The organism is Idiomarina sp. X4 (assembly GCF_002808045.1).
Classification (GTDB): Bacteria; Pseudomonadota; Gammaproteobacteria; order Enterobacterales; family Alteromonadaceae; genus Idiomarina.
The window spans coordinates 701,460-720,606 of the sequence record NZ_CP025000.1; the positions used below are offsets into that span (position 1 = coordinate 701,460).

General features: G+C 48.8%; 12 protein-coding genes. 1 reads left to right on the top strand and 11 read right to left on the bottom strand.

The genetic code is table 11. The features are described 5' to 3' along the window. Window positions 1-63: 63 nt before the first annotated feature. Together CWC33_RS03355 and CWC33_RS03360 are read right to left on the bottom strand one after the other, a co-directional pair. A complete protein-coding gene (locus CWC33_RS03355) occupies window positions 64-3,114 on the bottom strand; it encodes an efflux RND transporter permease subunit (protein WP_100690780.1) in 3,051 nt (1,016 codons plus the stop codon). Continuing rightward, on the bottom strand, window positions 3,114-4,187 hold the full coding sequence (locus tag CWC33_RS03360) for an efflux RND transporter periplasmic adaptor subunit (protein ID WP_100690781.1): 1,074 nt from the start codon (window positions 4,185-4,187) through the stop codon (window positions 3,114-3,116). The genes CWC33_RS03355 and CWC33_RS03360 overlap by 1 nt, the downstream gene beginning before the upstream one ends. A 102-nt stretch (window positions 4,188-4,289) precedes the next feature. On the opposite strand from CWC33_RS03360, the gene CWC33_RS03365 reads away from it, so the two are divergent. After that, window positions 4,290-5,168: a LysR family transcriptional regulator gene (locus CWC33_RS03365; protein WP_100690782.1), complete on the top strand. Its 879-nt coding sequence runs from the start codon at window positions 4,290-4,292 to the stop codon at window positions 5,166-5,168. 183 nt (window positions 5,169-5,351) lie between these two features. Here CWC33_RS03365 and CWC33_RS03370 read toward each other — a convergent pair whose 3' ends face one another. From CWC33_RS03370 to pdhR, 9 genes are all read right to left on the bottom strand, one after another. Continuing rightward, window positions 5,352-8,453 carry an efflux RND transporter permease subunit gene (locus CWC33_RS03370; protein WP_100690783.1) on the bottom strand — a complete coding sequence of 1,034 codons (3,102 nt, stop codon included), beginning with the start codon at window positions 8,451-8,453 and terminating at the stop codon, window positions 5,352-5,354. Further along, window positions 8,453-9,493 carry an efflux RND transporter periplasmic adaptor subunit gene (locus CWC33_RS03375; protein WP_100690784.1) on the bottom strand — a complete coding sequence of 347 codons (1,041 nt, stop codon included), beginning with the start codon at window positions 9,491-9,493 and terminating at the stop codon, window positions 8,453-8,455. Before CWC33_RS03375 ends, CWC33_RS03370 begins: the two co-directional genes overlap by 1 nt. After that, entirely contained in the window at window positions 9,490-9,771 is a 282-nt protein-coding gene (locus CWC33_RS03380; protein WP_100690785.1) for a heavy metal-binding domain-containing protein, read from the bottom strand. The genes CWC33_RS03375 and CWC33_RS03380 overlap by 4 nt, the downstream gene beginning before the upstream one ends. Window positions 9,772-9,828: 57 nt before the next feature. Continuing rightward, window positions 9,829-10,104: a hypothetical protein gene (locus tag CWC33_RS03385; RefSeq protein ID WP_157803474.1), complete on the bottom strand. Its 276-nt coding sequence runs from the start codon at window positions 10,102-10,104 to the stop codon at window positions 9,829-9,831. An 80-nt stretch (window positions 10,105-10,184) separates the two neighbouring features. After that, on the bottom strand, window positions 10,185-12,254 hold the full coding sequence (locus tag CWC33_RS03390) for a M13 family metallopeptidase (protein WP_100690787.1): 2,070 nt from the start codon (window positions 12,252-12,254) through the stop codon (window positions 10,185-10,187). A 133-nt stretch (window positions 12,255-12,387) separates the two neighbouring features. Then, window positions 12,388-13,815, bottom strand: coding sequence for a dihydrolipoyl dehydrogenase (gene lpdA, locus CWC33_RS03395; protein WP_100690788.1), 1,428 nt, complete (start codon window positions 13,813-13,815; stop codon window positions 12,388-12,390). 111 nt (window positions 13,816-13,926) lie between these two features. Further along, window positions 13,927-15,684, bottom strand: a complete 1,758-nt coding sequence (aceF, locus tag CWC33_RS03400) for a dihydrolipoyllysine-residue acetyltransferase (RefSeq protein ID WP_100690789.1) — start codon at window positions 15,682-15,684, stop codon at window positions 13,927-13,929. 12 nt (window positions 15,685-15,696) lie between these two features. Next, window positions 15,697-18,369 carry a pyruvate dehydrogenase (acetyl-transferring), homodimeric type gene (gene aceE, locus CWC33_RS03405; RefSeq protein WP_088768871.1) on the bottom strand — a complete coding sequence of 891 codons (2,673 nt, stop codon included), beginning with the start codon at window positions 18,367-18,369 and terminating at the stop codon, window positions 15,697-15,699. A gap of 25 nt (window positions 18,370-18,394) precedes the next feature. Beyond that, the gene (pdhR, locus tag CWC33_RS03410) at window positions 18,395-19,141 is read right to left on the bottom strand and encodes a pyruvate dehydrogenase complex transcriptional repressor PdhR (RefSeq protein WP_100690790.1); all 747 of its coding nucleotides are present in this window, start codon (window positions 19,139-19,141) and stop codon (window positions 18,395-18,397) included. Window positions 19,142-19,147: the final 6 nt, after the last annotated feature.

Here is a 19,147-nt window from a genome sequence, read left to right on the forward strand (position 1 = left end):
AGAGGACTATAAATCAGATAATTCAGGGTATAAACAAGGTGAATGGATGCCGTGGTTGCGCCCTCATTGAGGACGCTCCACTTTTTGAACAATCGCGTACATAACAGGCACTACGAATAGCGTCAGTACTGTCGCAAACCCGAGACCAAACATAATGACCGTCGCCATGCTGGCAAAGAAGTCATCAAACAGCAGTGGCAACATGCCCAGTATGGTGGTTGCCGCCGCCATGCCCACCGGCCTTACACGGCTCACAGCGGCCTCAACTAACGCATCAACTCGCGATTTACCGGTTTCGAGCTCAACGTTGACCTGTTCCAGTAGCACCACGCCATTTTTAATCAGCATGCCTGACAAACTTAAAAAGCCTAACAGCGCCATAAATCCAAAGGGCTTATTCAGCAGCAATAGACCAACCGTCACACCAATTATCGATAGTGGTACTGTCGTCCATAGAACAGCGGCGTGTCGAATGCTGTTAAACAGCAGCACGGTAATAATAAACATGACCAGAAAGCCTAACGGTAACGCACCGAACAATGCTTTTTGTGCTTTGCTTGACGCTTCGTGCTCCCCTCCCCAACTCAACTCGTAACCCAAAGGCAGTTCAATCGCTTCTATTTTGGGGCGAACTCGTTCGAACACCTGAGCTGCGGTTTCATTACTCAAAATATCGTGATCAGCCATCACCGTCAGTGTCCGTTTACGGTCACGTCTCAGTATGAGCGGATCTTCCCATGTGGTTTCAATACTTCTCACCACTTGCGCCAGCGGTATAAAACGATCCAACACGGGGCTGTAAATTTGCAGCTCCTGCCAGTTGTTCAAGTCGACACGTTCGGCCGCCGGTGCTCGCTTTACAATTGGCAGCAGATCGGTGCCATCACGATAAATGCCAATTTGCTGGCCAACGAAGTTACCGAGCAATACGTTGTTCACATCCTCTTTAGTGACACCTGCTCGTCTTCCAGCCGCTTCGTCATACTGAGGCTGTAATAATTTGGTTCGCTGTCGCCAGTCAGAGCGAATATTGACCGCGCCGGCATCGTCCCGCAGTATCGCCTGCGCTTGCTCGCTCAACTCACGTAATACCTGAATATCCGGTCCGGAAAAGCGAGCTTCAATTTTTGCCGGCGTTGCCGGACCAATCTCGACCCGAATTAGCTTGTCTTCAACGTCCGGATGAGCGTTTTTAATGCGCTGCCGAATATCCGCCATTAGCGCTGACATAGACTCCTTGTCTTTCACGCGAACCAGCAATTGCGCATAGCTTTCGTAGCTTTTTTCAACCAAATAAGTCAACGTAAAACGCGGGGCGCCCTGACCGACGGTCGTTGCCACGGAAACCACCTCTTGCTTATCCAGCAGATAATCTTCCAGACGTTTTGAGTCCTGCTCGGTGTGGCGAATATCAGTTCCTTGTGGATACCATAAGTCCACATAAAACAGTGGCGTTGTGGAAGGTGGAAAAAAGGCTTGTTTTACCTGCCCGAAACCCACCACCGCCAGTACCAGCATAATGATCATTGCCGACATGCTGGCCGCGCGATGCGTTAAACAAAAACGCAACGCACTTCGATACTTTACATAGAGTGGGTGCTTAAAGGCATCGTCGTTCTCATCGCCAATGTCTTTTTCGGAATAGAGTCGGTCGGCTAAAAACGGAATCAGCGTTAATGCCGTTACCCAACTTAGCAATAAAGAAATAAGCAAGACCCAGAACAAGCTACCCGCGAACTCACCAGTGGCGTCAGAAGAAAGGCCGATTGGTGCAAAGGCAATAATACCAATAATGGTAGCCCCTAACAGCGGCCATTGGTTTTGCTTAACCACCTGCGTAGCAGCTTGAAGTTTGCTCTGCCCCCGACGCATACCCACCATAATACCGTCAGCAATCACAATGGCATTATCGACCAGCATACCTAAGGCGATAATCAGTGCGCCTAACGACACCCGCTGCAGGTTAATATCACCAAGCCGCATGAAAATGAACGTGCCGAGTACCGTCAGCAGCAACACCGAACCAATCAGCAAACCACTTCTAAAGCCCATGGACAGTAGCAGCGCCACAACCACAATCGCTACCGCCTCGACTAAGTTCAGCAAAAAGTTATTAACGGAGTTTTCAACTTCGTGGGGTTGATCATAAATGCGCTCAACGTTCATGCCAATTGGCTGAGCGTAGGAAAGGTCGTCCAAACGCCGTTCAAGTCGCTCTCCAACTTCCACAACGTTCACATCATCGGCGAAAGACAGTGCTAGCCAGAGTGACGGCTTTCCGTTATAACGCACCACGTGATCAGGGATATCCTTCGTTTCGCGATAGATGTCAGCTACGTCGCGCAAATAAATACGTTCTCTGGCGCCTGGGTTACTAATCACCAGTTTTTCCATGTCTTCGACGGAAGAAAATTCACCGTTAGTGGCAATACGCATGGACTCTTCATTAATCGTCACGCGTCCAGCATTTGCCACGGCATTTTGCGTTTGCAGTAAATTGGCGACTTGCTGGGGTGGGATACCAAAGTTACCCAGCTGTGCTCGTGACACTTCGACAATGACCTGCTCCTGACGTTCGCCTGACAGCATGACTTTACCGACACCGTCGACCAAGACCAGCTCGCGCCGGAGAAAGTCCGCGTAATGTTCAATGTCTTTGTACGAATAGTCAGGTCCGGTAATCGCCAGCATGACACCATACACGTCGGAGAAGTCGTCACGGACAATAGGCTCGCCGGTGCCCGGCGGTAAGCGTCGTTTCGTATCATTGACCTTGCGCCGAAGTTCATCCCAAATTTGTTCGAGATCATCCGCCCGGTAAATGCTTTTCATCTCGACCGTAATTTGCGATAGCCCTGGCTTCGATATGGAGCGAATATTGTCTACGTAGCTCAGTTCCTGGATCGCATTTTCAAGGCGATACGTTACTTCCTCTTCCACTTGTCGAGCCGAAGCGCCGGAATATGGCGTTATGACCATTGCTTGCTTTATCGTAAACTCAGGATCTTCCAGACGACCCAGCTGAGTTAAAGCGACGATTCCTCCGACCAATAACAACAGCAAAAACATCCAGCTGGTGGTTTTTCGGGTCATGCTATAGCGTGCAATATCCATTACAGCCCCCGTTCGCGTTGCCATTCACGAACTTCTTGGCCTTCCCGAAGCTGATGAACGCCGGCAACTACTATGGTTTCACCTTCTTCTAAGCCGCTGACGATAGTCAGTCCGTCATTAGTCGCGGTACCAACCACCACCTTGCGCTTTTCAACGGTCATGTCATCGCCCACGACCCACACATAAGAAGGGGGCTGTTCGGTATCACTGCCATTGGTAAATACGGCTTTTGTAGGTACCAAAATACCGGTGACGGTCGAGCGCAGCACTTGTGACATATCGACGACGACAGTCGCGGTCATACCCGGAAGAACATTCAGGTTGTCGGGTTTCGGTAAAGTGAACACGACTTCATACGTGTTGGTTGCAGGACCCGCTTGCGAATCCCACTCTTTAAGATGCGCCCGGAATTGAAATTCCGGCGCAGCATCAAACCGAATCATTGGCTCATAGTCTGTCTGCTTCTTAACTCTCGCAAAAAGCTGCTCTGGCACTTGGATACTCACATCCACCGCATTATTAATTTGCAAGGTAACAATGGGCTGTTTCGGTTGGATATTTTCATAAGCTTCTACAGCCAGGCTCGCAATAACTCCGTCAAAAGGCGCTCTCAGCTCGGTATACTCCAAATTCGCTTTTGCCGTTTCATAGTTCGATTTCGCTACCGCTCGCTGCGACTCAATTTGGTCAAACTGAGCCTCTGACATAACGCCCTCGCTTACCAGCACCTTGTTTCTTTGGTATTGAGACTGAGCTAACTCGTATTGCGCTTTTGCCTGGTCGACAGCCAGTTGATAGTCGGTCGGATCCAGCCTTGCAATAAGCTCACCTTGCTTAACTTCCGCACCAGGCCTTACCGGAAGTTCGGTAATTTCACCCGCAACACGAAACGTCAGCTGTGCCACTTTAGCGGCTTCCACCACGCCCGGGAACTCACGAAGTTGCGCGCCACTATTTTCGGTCACCGTCAGCAATTTAACCGGACGGGCATCCTGTGTTTTTTCGCTTTGTGCAGGTGCTTCACCGCAAGCAGCAATGAGTAAGATAAGGGATGTAACGACTAGCCAACGCATACCAAGTTCCTAATAACGGAGTGTTCAATTGATAAATAGTTTACTGCACGTACAGTTACAATTATATTGAATTAAAATTAAAAACTTAATCAGCATAACTTAATGAATTTATCACACTTAAAAATGCTGATTGCGGTCGCAGAGCTTGGCAGCCTACAAAAATCAGCAGAGCATTTAAACCGAACGCAATCGGCCGTCAGCATGGCCTTAAAAAAGCTCGAACAAAGCGCGGGCTTTGAACTGTTTAACCGGCAAGGCTACCGACTGCAATTAACCGAACAAGGTCAGCATTTTTTACGACAGGCCGAAGAGGTCGTGCGCCAGCAAGAGCGTCTACAGTCGCTGACTGAAAAACTGAAATACGGCGCCGAACCCTTGCTGACGCTTTGCTATGACCATACCTGCGACAGTAAGCTGTGGCTGCCCAGTATTGAGCATATACAACAGCATTACCCCGCCACCGAAGTTCACATTGACGGCGAGTCACAAATGCGAGCGCTCAAACGCATCGATAACGGCTCTGCTGATTTAGCATTATGCCCATGGTTGCCGTTATTTCGTCAGTATGGCGACTTTGAAACTCTACCCGTGGCGCCTTTCGAGCTCACAGTGGCCATTGCATCTTCTTTGGTGAATGAGTTCGGGCGCATACCATCAAGTCGGCAAGATTTGCTCGAGTTGCCAATGCTAGTGCCTCAAAATTTAGAGATCGGCATTAATTTAGATGCGGTACTGCGTTTACCCAGTCAGCAGCGCATACGCGTGAATGAAGTGAACACTCAATTTGAGCTATTAAAAGCCGGCTTTGGTTGGGGGATCATTCCTCGACATATTGCCGAAAGCGCACTTGAGTCCGGTGAACTGGTTGAAATAAGCATTCCCGGTTTCATCCAACAAGTCCGTCTGGAAATTCATTTGGTTCGCTCAGCAAACCGGACATTAGGGCCAGCTGCAAACACTATTTGGAAGAAGTTTTCTTAGTTCAGAACGACGTTAATAACAACCTGCCGCTGAGGGGATGTAAGCGAGTAGCCTGATGCTATTGCATCAGGTGAGATTACTTAGCCGGCACAGGCGTATAAATCATTCGCGCATGCCGGCATCTTTCGATATCTAACCTGACGTAAATAACGTCAGGCTAGGGTGAAGTCGCGGCTGTCCAAGCTATTTCCTCCCAAGATAAAACACAGCAGGAATGAGCAACATAGAGACCAATGGCGCCAAAATCATGCCGCCAACCATTGGCGCGGCAATGCGCTGCATGACCTCATTGCCAATACCACTACCCAGCATAATCGGTAGGAGCCCAATCACAATGGTTGCTACCGTCATCGCTTTGGGACGCACTCGCAGCACCGCCCCTTCAACAATTGCGGACTCCAGCTGTTCGCGCTTTTCACCAACGCCTTTCCAGGCATTATTTAAGTAAAGCAGCATCACCACGCCAAATTCTGCGGCAACACCAGCGAGGGCTATCATGCCGACAATAACCGCCAGCGACAGGTTATAGTCAAGCCAGTAGAGCAACCATAAGCTCCCCGTTAACGCCAGTGGTAAGGTAGCGATAACCAGCAATGCCTGGCTCATGGAGCGAAACGTTAAATAAAGCAGTATAAGAATCAGCGCTAATGTCAGCGGAATAATCTCTTTCAGGTCTGCTTCGACTTGCTGCATCGCCTGATACTGCCCCGTCCAGCTCCAGTTATAACCGGTTGGCATTTCCAGTTGGCTTAGCTCATCATTCACCGCTGCGATGTACTCACTCACTGTCACACCAGCGGCAGGCTCAATAAACACCCAGCTGCTTAAACGCGCATTCTCGCTTTTTAACACAGCAGGCCCTGAACTTAGCTCAACCGTTGCCACATCCGATAACGTTAACCAGCGCCCATCATCAGCCCTAATAGGCAGCTCACGCAACTTATCAATGTGGTCACGTGCATTACGTGGATAGCGCAAGTTAATTGGGAAACGCTCATTGCCCTGCACCGAGGTGGCTATATTTGCTCCTCCAATGGCCTGGGTCAGATGCCTTTGAATATCCGATTGCGTTAAACCAAAACGGGCCGCCTCACGCAGTTTTGGAGTCACTTCAATATAGCGTCCGTCAGCGGCTCGCTCTGCAATAACCGATGCCGTTTCTTCTCGCTCCGCTAGACGCTTTTCAATATCGGTTGCCAACGCTTGTATTTCGCCAAACTCGGCTCCGCTCACCTTTATCGCCAACGGTGTTTTAACTCCCGTTGCCAACATTTCTATGCGAGTTCTTATGGGCATCACCCAGGCGTTTGTCAGCCCCGGAATCTGAACGGCGTCATCCAGCTCCGCAGTGATGTCATCCACCGTTTTACCCTCAGGCCATTCCGACTCCGGTGTCAGAGTAATACTGGTCTCAATCATGGTTAACGGTGCCGGATCCGTCGCGGTATCTGCCCGTCCGATTTTGCCAAAGACACGTTCAACTTGCGGATGCTGTGCTATCAGCTCATCGGTTTGTTGAAGCAGCTCTCCGGCTTCGTTGACGCTGATACCCGGTAATGTCGTCGGCATATACATTAAGTCGCCCTCATACAACGGCGGCATAAGTTCATAATCAAGCTTTTGCCACGGATACCAAGCGGTTGCCGTCACAGCGACACACAAAATGATAAGTACTTTCGGCCAACGCAGCGTGAGATTTAAAAACGGCCGATAGAGCCAAATGAGTCCCCGAGTTAACGGGTTGGCATTTTCCGATGGAATTTTTCCTCTGACGAGTAGCGCAATGAGCACGGGAATGAGTGTTACCGCCAGAATAGAGGCCGCCCCCATCGCCAGCGTTTTTGTATACGCTAACGGTTCAAATAATCTACCCTGCTGACCTTGTAGCGCAAAGACCGGAATAAAGCTCACGGTGATGACCAGCAAAGAGAAAAACAGAGATGGGCCTACTTCGCTGCACGCATCGGTAATTAGGCGCCAACGATGAGCACCTTTTGCTGGCTCTTTGTGCTGCTCCTGATACGCATACAAATGCTTATGCGCATTTTCTATCATAACAATAGCGGCATCGACCAGAGCACCAATAGCTATGGCAATGCCCCCCAAACTCATAATATTGGCGCTGATACCCAGCCCGTTCATTATCCAAATAGCGAGTAATACTGACAGCGGCAGACTAATAACCGCGACTAACGCTGAGCGCGCGTGCCATAAGAACAAAACACAGACAATAGCGACCAATGCCATTTCTTCAATGAGCTTCGAGGTAAGATTATCAACCGATGCCTGAATCAGCTGCGATCGATCGTAAGTAGTGACAAGCTCAACGCCTTCGGGTAAACCTTGTTTTAACTCATCGAGTTTCGCTTTGACGTTATCAATGGTCTGCAAGGCATTAGCGCCGTAACGCATCACCACAATACCGCCAACCACTTCACCTTCGCCATCTAAATCAGCAACGCCCCGACGTACCTGTGGGCCTAAGCGAACATGAGCGACATCTTCCAGTAACAGTACTCCATCGTTCTCTGAACGCTTCACTAATGGCAGTTGGCGCAAGTCTTCGATAGATTGAATGTAACCAAGCCCTCTCACCATATACTCGGCTTCGGCCATTTCCACCACAGAACCACCGACTTCGGCATTGGCCTGTTGAATAGCTTGCTCAATGTCAGTCAGCGTTAATTCATACTGATGCAATTTGCTGGGCTCAACAACAACCTGGTAAGTCTCCACCATGCCGCCAACGCGGGCGACTTCGGCAACCCCCTCAACACTTTGCAACTCTTGCTGAAGGTACCAGTTTTGTAACCGTGTGAGCTCTCCTAGATTATGTTCACCACTGTTATCAACCAGGGCGTATTGGTAAATCCAACCAACACCGGTGGCGTCAGGACCGAGACTGGGCTGAACGTCAGCCGGCAACTGACTCTTAGCCTGATCCAAATACTCTATTACCCGGCTTCTTGCCCAGTAAGGGTCAGTTCCCTCTTCAAAAATAACGTATACATAAGAGTCACCAAAGAAAGAAAAACCACGTACTGATTTTGTGTCTGGTACCGACAACATGACGCTCGACAGCGGATAGGTGACTTGTTCTTCAACAACCGCAGGCGCCTGCCCCGGATAGTTGGTTTTGACAATGACCTGCACGTCAGACAAGTCAGGAATCGCATCCAGTTTGGTTTGCTGCAACGACTGCCACGCTAAATAACTTAACGCAGCGAACAACAGTAACACCAGCAATGGGTTACGAAGTGAAGCTTGTATAATCCGGGTAAGCATTAGTGACCTCCATGTTCATGAGACATGACAGGTGCTTTCTCACCGCCTGGCTGCATCCCTCGCAGTGACGCTTCAGAATCTAAAAGAAACTGACCGTTAGTGACCACTCGCTCACCCTCAGAAAGACCTTCTTTTATAACCACTTCATCGTCAACCCGCAGACCGGTCTTAACTTCCCTTACAGCAAACTCCTGTTCACCAACTTGTACCAGTACCCGATTATTTTTAGCGGTCGTAATTAAACTTTTAACCGGAACAACCAAGGCGTTTTTTACAGGCGACAGCTCAACATGACCGGTTGCCCATAGTCCCTCGCGAAGGCTATCTATGGAGCTATCAATAGGCACACGAGCGGTGAGTGTTTGAGTCTGCGGGTCTACTTGCGGGTAAACGTAGTCAATTTTGTTCATCCAGTGACCACTTACCTGATCCGAACCTAAGTGGACCATTTGACCGGTACTGAGTTGGTCAGCATAGCGCACTGGAATATCGAGCATAAACCAGAGCTGTTGGTCGTCAGTAATGGTCATTAATTCTAACCCCGGACTCACATACATGCCTTGCTGAATATTAAGTTCAGTGACATAGCCCGACTGCGGCGCATAATAGTCCACTTCGTAGGACGCTTGCTTGGTTTTTTCCAGCTCGTTAATTTGTTGCTCATTCATCCCCAGCAGCAGTAAGCGTTGTTTCCCCCGACGTTTGAATTGCCGCTGACTTTCGGCGTTGCCTACTTCGTTTAGTGAGTTTAGAAGTTGAAGATAGTCGTCTTGAGCAACGACTAAATCAGGCGCATACACCCGGTAAAGTTTTTCTCCCTGCTCCACCCACTGACCTTCAACATCGGCATATAATTCTTCAACCCAGCCCTCGGCGCGAGAATGCACATGATACTTTGCCGACTGTTGCCAGCGTACCTGCGCCTGAGCCTTTAGCATGGGCTGCAGATCTTTACGAGTGGCTTTCGCCGTGGTGACACGTATCGCCTGTTGCTGCGCCCTGGGGACATGAAAGCTCTTTTCTGAAGACATTTCGCTCATGTCATGCCCGCTATGCCCCCCTCAGTCATTTGAGGTTCCTGCTTTTTCTCGCGCTCAACCAAATCCATACCGCATATCGGGCAAGTGCCTGGCTCGTCTTTTACGATCTGACTATGCATAGGGCACACGTATTCCGTTTCAGCATCAAAGGGGTTCTTATCACTGTCGTGCTGACTCTGATGCTGATGCTCGCTATGGTCTTGCCAAGCTGCGGCGAATGAGCTGGATGTTGGCGTACTGAAAATAAGCGCAATTAGCGCTAGTAATAAAATTCGCATGGTTTACCACCTAAAATAATGACAACAAACTTTACTAAGAAAGCGGATTTCTTTTTATTAAGCTGCGATCAATTTTGGTGGCCGAATAAGACGCTCTGTGCGCTGCCACAAGGAGAGTTCACTCATTGTGTAGCTTTGTGAAAGAGAGGTACTTTCAATGACGTTGAATACATTGGTCAAGCCAATTTGGCCAGCACAGTGTTGTTCACAATGCTGGCAAAATGAGCTTTCTTCGTCACAGTTGTTCTGTTGCATAGCCGCGTCACTTTCATCGCAGCAATCATGCCCAGACATGTCATGAGTAGAAGCGCTAACGGCATCTGACATTGGCATAGCGTGCGCCATTGGTGAGGAGAAGCTCCCCACCAACAGCACCGTTATTAATGTCAAAATTACCGTTAGCGTTTTCATCATTACCAAATAGTAACACGATTTTCTGGTGCTACGTACAGTTCGTCACCTTCTTTCACGTCGAACGCTTCGTAAAACGCCGGTACGTTAACAACCGTGCCGTTAACACGATATTCAGCCGGCGAATGAGGGTCACTCATGACTTGTTGACGAATCGCATCTTCACGGTACTTACCGCGCCATACTTGTGCCCAGCCAATGAACACACGCTGGCTCCCAGTAAAGCCGTCCAGTACGGGCGCTTGTTCACCCTCCAGTGACATTTTATACGCTTCATAAGCGATAGTCAGACCGGCTAAGTCACCAATGTTTTCGCCCAGTGTCAGGTCGCCATTCACGTTCAAGCCTTCGATAGGTTCATATTGGCTAAACTGTTCAGACAGCTTTTGGCCACGCTCATCGAACGCTTCACGATCTGCGTCAGTCCACCAGCTTTGCAGGTTGCCGTCACCGTCGTATTTAGAGCCCTGATCATCAAAACCATGACCCATTTCGTGACCGATAACCGCACCAATGCCACCGTAGTTCACTGCCATTTCTGCATCCATATCAAAGAACGGAGGCTGTAAAATACCCGCCGGGAATACGATTTCATTACGCACAGGACTGTAATAAGCATTGACCGTTTGCGGTGTCATGCCCCAGTCTTCTTCATCTACCGGACCACCAATTTTGGCAATCTCTTCCTGGTAGTTAAACTCGGCGTATGCTTTGTAATTGCTCACTAAGTCCGTTGCTGAAATTTCCAGCTCGCTGTAGTCACGCCATTCATTCGGGTAGCCGACTTTCGGATCAAATTTGGCAAGTTTCTCTAGCGCTTTCTCTTTCGTTTCTTCCGTCATCCACTCAAGGTTTTTGATGGACTCACCATAAGCTTCACGAAGGTTCTCGATAAGACCTTCCATTTTCTCCTTCGCTTCAGGAGGGAAGTACTCTTTTACGTAAACTTGGCCTAACACTTCGCCCAGCACGCTGTTCGTTGCGTCCACTGCGCGCTTCCAACGTGGCTCTTGTTCCGGTGTACCACGTAAAACGGTGCCATAAAAATCAAAACGACGCTGACCAATTTCTTCGCTCAGAGCCGATGCATATTCGTTGACGACACGCAGACTCAAGTAGTCCTGCCAGGTTTGTAAGTCTACGTCAGCAAATAGGTTACCGAAATCTTCGAAGAACGACGGCTGACGAATGACCATTTCTTCAACGTGTGACAGTTCAGACGTTTCTATGAAACTTTTGAAGTCAAAGTTTGAGAACATACCAGCGACTTCATCAGCGGTTTTCTTGTTGTAGGTTTTATCCGCATTACGGCTTTCTACACGGCTCCACTGTACCTCGGCAAGCTTGGTTTCCAAGTCCAGAATGCGCTCGGCAGCCTCATCGGTATTTTCCAAACCAACCATTGCCAGAATGTCAGTAATGTAACTAACGTAATCTGCGCGAATCTCTTCAAACTTTTCTTCGTCTTTTAAGTAGTAGTCACGGTCGGGCAAGCCAAGACCCGCTTGGTACATATACATGGCGTTAGTTTGCGGATCTTTCGCATCAGGGTAGACGTAGAAACCGAACGGAATGGAAACGCCGCTACGGAACATACGCGCCATGTGCTCAGCAACCGCTTCATGACTGTCTAACGCCTGAATGGCTTCAAGGTCATTAGCGATTGGCTTAGCGCCTAGTTCATTCAGAGTTTCAGTGTCCATGTATGCATTGAAAAAGTCCCCAATTTTACGCTCAGGAGTACCCGGCTCCGGGTTTGCCGCTGCGGCGCCTTCTATAATGTCACGCAAGCGCTTCTGATTCAGTTCACGCAAATCGTAGAATGCCCCAATAGAAGAACGGTCCGACGGTATTTCTGTTTTCTCAATCCAGCTACCGTTGACGTAGCGGAACAAATCATTCTGAGGTTTCACGCTGTGGTCGAAATTCTCAAGAATAACGCCCGACGTCAGTTGCTGTTGAGTTTCTTCTGCTTGCTGGGACTGCTGGTTATTTTGCTCTTGCTGCGGTGAGCAAGCGCCCAGAGTCAATGCCATAGATACGCCTAGCGCTACAGCGGTCAATTTTTTCATTGGTCGTCACCTTTTTATAGTGTTCGTTATTTTAGCCCCATTAAACTAGCGCATTGTGAAATTCAGCGCAAAAAAAACGGCCACATTCGCGCTGAACGTAGCCGTTTTGCCGATAGTTTATCGTAACAAAATGTTACTTCTTCTTTTTCGCCTTAGGATTCGGCATATCGGTAATTGACCCTTCCTGAATTTCTGCGGCTAAACCAACAGACTCATGTAAGGTTGGGTGCGCATGAACCGTCAATGCGATGTCTTCCGCGTCGCAGCCCATTTCAATGGCTAAGCAAACTTCGCCCAACAACTCGCCGGCATTGCTACCACACATAGCACCACCAATAATACGATTATTCTTATCAAAGATAAGTTTCGTCATACCCTGCTGTGCATTTGACGCAATTGCACGGCCTGATGCAGACCATGGGAAAGTCACTGCGTCGTACTCAATGCCTTGTTCTTTCGCTTCTTTTTCGGTTACACCAGCCCAGGCAACTTCCGGGTTGGTATACATGATAGAAGGAATGACTTTAGGTTCGAAGAAATGCTTTTTACCAGCAATAACTTCAGCCGCAACATGCGATTCGTGTACCGCTTTATGCGCCAGCATTGGTTGCCCAACAATGTCGCCGATAGCGAAAATGTGGTCAACGTTAGTACGCATTTGACTGTCGACTTTAATGAAACCACGGTCGTCAACGTTAACACCCGCTTTGTCCGCATCAATTTTGTTACCATTTGGCGCGCGACCAACGGCGACCAGAACCGCATCGTACTTGACCGGATCTTTTGGCGCTTTATCACCTTCAAAAGTCACGTAAACGCCGTCTTTCTTCGCTTCTACGTTGGTCGCTTTGGTGTTTAACATCACATTTTCAAAACGGCCTTTAATTTGCTTGTTAAAGCTCTTGATAATATCCGCATCCGCCGGCGGCACAAGTTGATCTGTCATTTCAACCACATCGACTTTAGAGCCTAATGACGCGTAAACCTGACCCATTTCCAGAGCGATAATACCGCCGCCAAGCAACAGCATTTTCTTTGGAATTTCTTTCAGTTCAAGGGCATCAGTAGAGTCCCAGATACGATCGTCATCATGAGGAATGAACGGCAATTTAATCGCTTGAGAACCAGCAGCGATAATCGCATTATCAAATTTAACTTCGGTTTCGCCGTCGTCACCTTCAACTTTAATGGTGTTGCTGCCGGTAAATTTTCCGTAACCGTTAACGATTTTCACCTTGCGCATTTTTGACATTTGACCAAGGCCGCCAGTTAATTGCCCAACCACTTTCTCTTTATGCTTACGCAGCTTGTCCAGGTCAATCTTCGGCTCGCCAAACTCAATGCCTTCTGCGGCCAAATGCTGTGCTTCTTCAATGTGTTTGGTCATGTGCAGCAGTGCTTTTGACGGGATACAGCCAACATTCAGGCAAACGCCGCCTAAGGTGCTGTAACGCTCAATCAAGACAACATCCAGACCCAAATCAGCCGCACGGAAAGCCGCTGAATATCCACCTGGGCCCGACCCTAACACTACTACCTGTGTTGTAATTTTGTCGCTCATGTTAACCCCTTTTTTGTCACGACCAGTTGAGCCACTGGCCGCGGTCAGTCAACGCTAAATGTGGCGCTATTGTAGCGCGAATTAATTTGTATTTCCCGTGCAAATTGGTGCTTAAAGCACCAATTTTCGGATATCTCCCAGTACACCGCTTAAGTAGGCTGTAAAGCGAGCAGCCTCAGCACCATCAATAACACGGTGATCGTAAGACAATGACAACGGTAAGGTTAAGCGAGGCTCAAACTCTTTACCATTCCACTTAGGTTTCATTTCGTTTCTTGAAACCCCAAGGATAGCCACATCGGGGGCGTTCACAATTGGCGTAAACGCTGTGCCACCAATGCCACCAAGACTGGAAATTGAGAAGCAGCCACCTTGCATATCTGCAGCTTTCAACTTACCGTCACGGGCTTTCGAGCTAATTTCTACCAATTCTTCAGACAGCTCGTAAATACCTTTCTTGTCAACGTCACGAATAACCGGCACCACCAAGCCATTCGGTGTATCTACCGCAATACCAATGTGTACATATTTCTTCATGTACAGTGACTCGCCAGACTCTGAGAGAGACGAGTTAAAGGTTGGGAATTCACGCAGCGCTTTCGCACAAGCTTTCATGATGAACACCAGCGGCGTTATCTTGAAGCCTAAATCCTGCTTCTTCGCCACTTCATTTTCGGCTTTACGGAATTTTTCCAGCTCGGTGATATCCGCTTCGTCAAATTGCGTGACATGCGGAATCGTCACCCAGTTGCGGTGTAGGTTTGGTCCAGACTTACGCTGAATGCGTGACAGTTGCACCTCTTCCACTTCACCAAACTTGCTGAAGTCGACCTTCGGTGGGTCGATAACCTGCAGTCCGCCGCCACCTTGTCCGGTTGCGCCAGCAACCGCTTTCGGACGAGACAGTTCGTATTTAACGAAATCCTGCACGTCTTCTTTCAGGATACGGTTTTTAGGACCTGAGCCTTTGACTTGTGACAAATCGACACCAAACTCTCGCGCAACACGACGCACAGCTGGCGATGCATGTAATATACCTTCTTTGCGACCGCTACGTTGGCTTGGGTGATCAGGCACCGGCGGCTGACGTTCGCCACTAGGCTTAGCACTGCTGCCGCTGTCGCCTTTTGACTCCTTCTTATCAGCGTCGTCAGACTTGCTTTGTTCTTTAGGTGCCTCTTCTTTGTCTGACTCGTCACTTGAGTCATCACTATCGTCAGCGCCTTCTGATACCTTCAGCTTAGCGATCACTGAGCCTTGTGACACCTTGTCGCCAACACTAACCAGCATTTCTTCGATTTCGCCGTCTTGCGGACAAGGCACATCCATTGTCGCTTTGTCGGTTTCTAAGGTAATTAAGCCATCTTCTTCAGCGACCGAGTCACCTTTAGAAACCAAGACTTCAATGATTTCAACGTCTTCCTCGTCACCGATATCCGGTACTTCTACATCAATGACTTTACTGCCGCCAGAAGATTTTTTCTTAGGCTCAGAAGATTCTTCTTTCTCTTCTTCCTTACTATCGCCTTCCGATTCAGACGATTTTTCGTCGTCTTTATCGTCAGACTTACCGTCCTCTTCTGCCTTTTCGTCTTCCTTTTCTTCTTCGTCATCAGAAGAGCCAGAGTCGCCGGCTGCTTCAACAATAGCGAGCACATCGCCCTCGCTGATGGTGTCGCCTTCTTTGACTTTCAGCTCAACAATTTTACCGCCTGAAGACGCCGGAATATCCATTGACGCTTTGTCACTTTCAACCGTCACTATACCGTCTTCTTGTTCGACGGTATCGCCTTCACTGACGAGTATTTCAATGACTTCTACTTCTTCACCGCCCACGTCGGGGACTTTGAGTTCGATTTGATCGGCCATCTCAGTACCTCCTTATGCCAAACGTGGGTTCAGTTTGTCAGTGTCGATACCGTAGTCTTTGATAGCTTTCGCTACCACTTTCTTATCGATATCACCTTGGTCTGCCAGCTCTTTTAACGCCGCGACAACAATATACTGCGGGTCAATTTCAAAGTGCTTACGCAAGTTCGCACGGCTGTCAGAACGACCATAACCATCGGTGCCCAGTACGCGGTATGGGGTTGGTACCCAGGCGCGAACCTGATCGGCATACAACTTCACGTAGTCAGTTGCCGCAACCGCAGGACCTTTGGCTTTCTTCATCACTTGCGTAATGTAAGCTTCTTTTTCTTTCTTCTCAGGATGCAACATGTTCCAACGGTCGGTGTCTAAACCATCACGCGCCAGCTCGTTAAACGAGGTTACGCTGTATACCGTTGAGTTAATGTCGTAGTCCTCAGCAAGAATATCAGCCGCTTTACGTACCTGCTGTAAAATGGTGCCGCTACCTAAGAGCTGCACATCGCCTTTTGCTTTCTTCTTGGCTTTTACCTTATCTAGCTCGTAAATACCTTTCAGAATACCTTCTTCGACGCCTTCCGGCATTTCCGGCTGATGGTAGTTTTCGTTCATGACGGTAATGTAGTAGAACACGTTTTCCTGATCGCCAAACATGCGTTTCAGACCGTCCTGAACAATGACAGCAATTTCATAACCGTAAGTTGGGTCGTAGCTAATGCAGTTTGGCACAGTACCAAAGTGCACTAAGCTGTGTCCGTCCTGGTGCTGTAAGCCTTCACCGTTCAACGTTGTACGTCCGGCTGTACCGCCGACCAGGAATCCGCGAGTTTGGCTGTCGCCTGCTGCCCAGACTAAGTCGCCGACACGCTGGAAGCCGAACATTGAATAATAAATGTAGAACGGAATCATCGGTTCGTTGTTCAACGAGTAACTGGTACCTGCTGCTACCCATGACGCCATTGCGCCCAGTTCGTTAATACCTTCCTGAATAACCTGGCCTTTTTTATCTTCGCGATAATAGGCAACCTGGTCTTTATCCTGTGGTGTGTACTTTTGGCCATGGTGGGCATAAATACCAACCTGACGGAACAAGCCTTCCATACCGAAGGTACGAGCCTCATCCGGGATAATAGGAACAATGCGCTTACCAATTTTCTTGTCTTTCAACAATGCGGTAAGAACACGAACAAACGCCATAGTTGACGAAATCTCGCGATCGCCAGAGCCTTTCAATACCGCATCAAACGCCTTCAGCGATGGCAGTTCAAGCTCAACGTCCGATTCAGGACGGCGTACTGGCATATAGCCATTCAGACTTTCACGACGCTCGTTCATGTACTTCATTTCGTCGCTGTCGTCTTCAAACTTGTAGTACGGTAAGTCTTCTAACTCTTCGTCTTTAAACGGAATATTGAAACGGTCGCGCAGATGCTTAATAGCATCCATATCCATTTTCTTCACTTGGTGGGCAATGTTTTTGCCTTCACCGGCGGCGCCCATGCCGTAACCTTTAACCGTTTTCGCCAAAATAACCTGCGGGCGACCTTTGGTATTCGCAGCTTTATGATAGGCCGAATACACTTTCACCGGATCGTGACCACCGCGGTTCAAACGCCAGATGTCTTCGTCTGATAAGTTAGCAACCATCTCTTCAGTTTCAGGGTACTTACCAAAGAAGTTTTCACGGGTAAATTTACCGCCTTTGGCTTTAAAGTTCTGGTAGTCACCGTCAACGGTTTCTTCCATCAGCTGCTGCAACTTACCTTCGGTGTCGCGATACAGCAGTGGATCCCAATAACGACCCCAGATAACTTTAATCACTTCCCAGCCTGCGCCGTGGAAAGTACCTTCCAATTCCTGAATAATCTTGCCGTTACCACGTACCGGACCGTCGAGACGCTGCAAGTTACAGTTAATGACAAACGTCAGGTTATCCAACTCTTCGCGAGCGGCCAGACCAATGGCACCCAAGCTTTCCGGCTCATCGGTCTCACCGTCACCCATAAAGCAGTAAACACGTTGATTTGAGCAATCTTTGATGCCACGGTCGGTTAGATATTTCAGGAAACGGGCTAAGTAAATCGCCTGAATTGGACCCAAGCCCATTGATACGGTCGGGAATTGCCAGAAGTCAGGCATTAAATTCGGGTGTGGATACGACGGTAAGCCTTTGCCTTCGACTTCCTGACGGAAGTTATTTAGCTGCTCTTCCGTCAAACGGCCTTCTAAGAAAGCACGTCCGTATATACCCGGTGACGCGTGACCCTGAATGAATAGGAAGTCACCACCGTCTTTGTCGTTTGGCGCACGGAAGAAGTGGTTAAAGCCCACATCGTAAAGCATTGCTGATGAGGCGAAGCTGGCGATATGCCCGCCCAATTCTTCGCCCTTTTGTGAGGCGCGCAAGACCATCATAACCGCATTCCAGCGAATTGCTGAACGAATGCGCGCTTCCATTGTTTGATTACCCGGCATGGTCGGTTCCTGGCTGGCAGGAATCGTGTTTAAGTAAGCCGTCGTTGGCTTATAAGGCAGGTAGGCTCCATTTCGACGAGCCTTATCGACTAACTGCTCTAACAGGAAGTGAGCGCGCTCCGGACCTTCTGCATCCAGCACACCCTCAAGAGCATCTAACCACTCCTGAGTTTCCTGTGTGTCGACATCTTGTGTTAATTGATCACTCATAGCAATTCCTTACCTTCTTATCAATTCAGGAACGTCGCAGCGAACGCTGAATACGAGACTGTTCTTTGCCTAACTCTAACAATATCTGTTCAATATAGGTCAAATGTTGGTGACACGCATCCCGCGCTTGCTCCGGTTGTCCATCAACAATGGCGCTAACCAGCTGCTGACGGTGTTGATTCAGTTTTTCCAGTAGTTCTTTACGACCGCCAATAATGTCTAAGTTTTGGCGAATATTCTCCGCTAATAATTCCTGCATACCCTGCACAACATGCATAAGAATCACGTTGTGAGAGGCTTCGGCTATACGGTGGTAGAACTCGACCAAAGCGTCCACTTGTTCGTTGATTGGATCGCTCTGGCTTTGCATTATTCCTTTAATACTCTCCTCTATGCGTTCTAGATCGGCTTTGGTACCTCTCAGTGCCGCATAAAAAGACGAAATGCCTTCCAGTGCATGTCGAAATTCCAGTAGATCAAACTGGGACTCCGGGTGTTTGGCCAGCAACTCAAACAACGGTTGGGTCAGCTGCTCGTTGACCGTATTGATCACATAAGTACCACCGCCTTGTCGGCGTTCCACCACCCCTTTCGCTTCAAGCTTCTGAATGGCTTCACGTAAAGAGGGCCTGGACACATTAAACTGTTGCGCCAGCTGTCTTTCTGACGGCAGTTTCTGACCTGCACGCAAACGCCCATCCACAATCATCTGCTCTAAATGAGCAACGATTGTATCGGATAGCTTCGTTTGTTTAATAGGCAATTCAGACATTCCGGT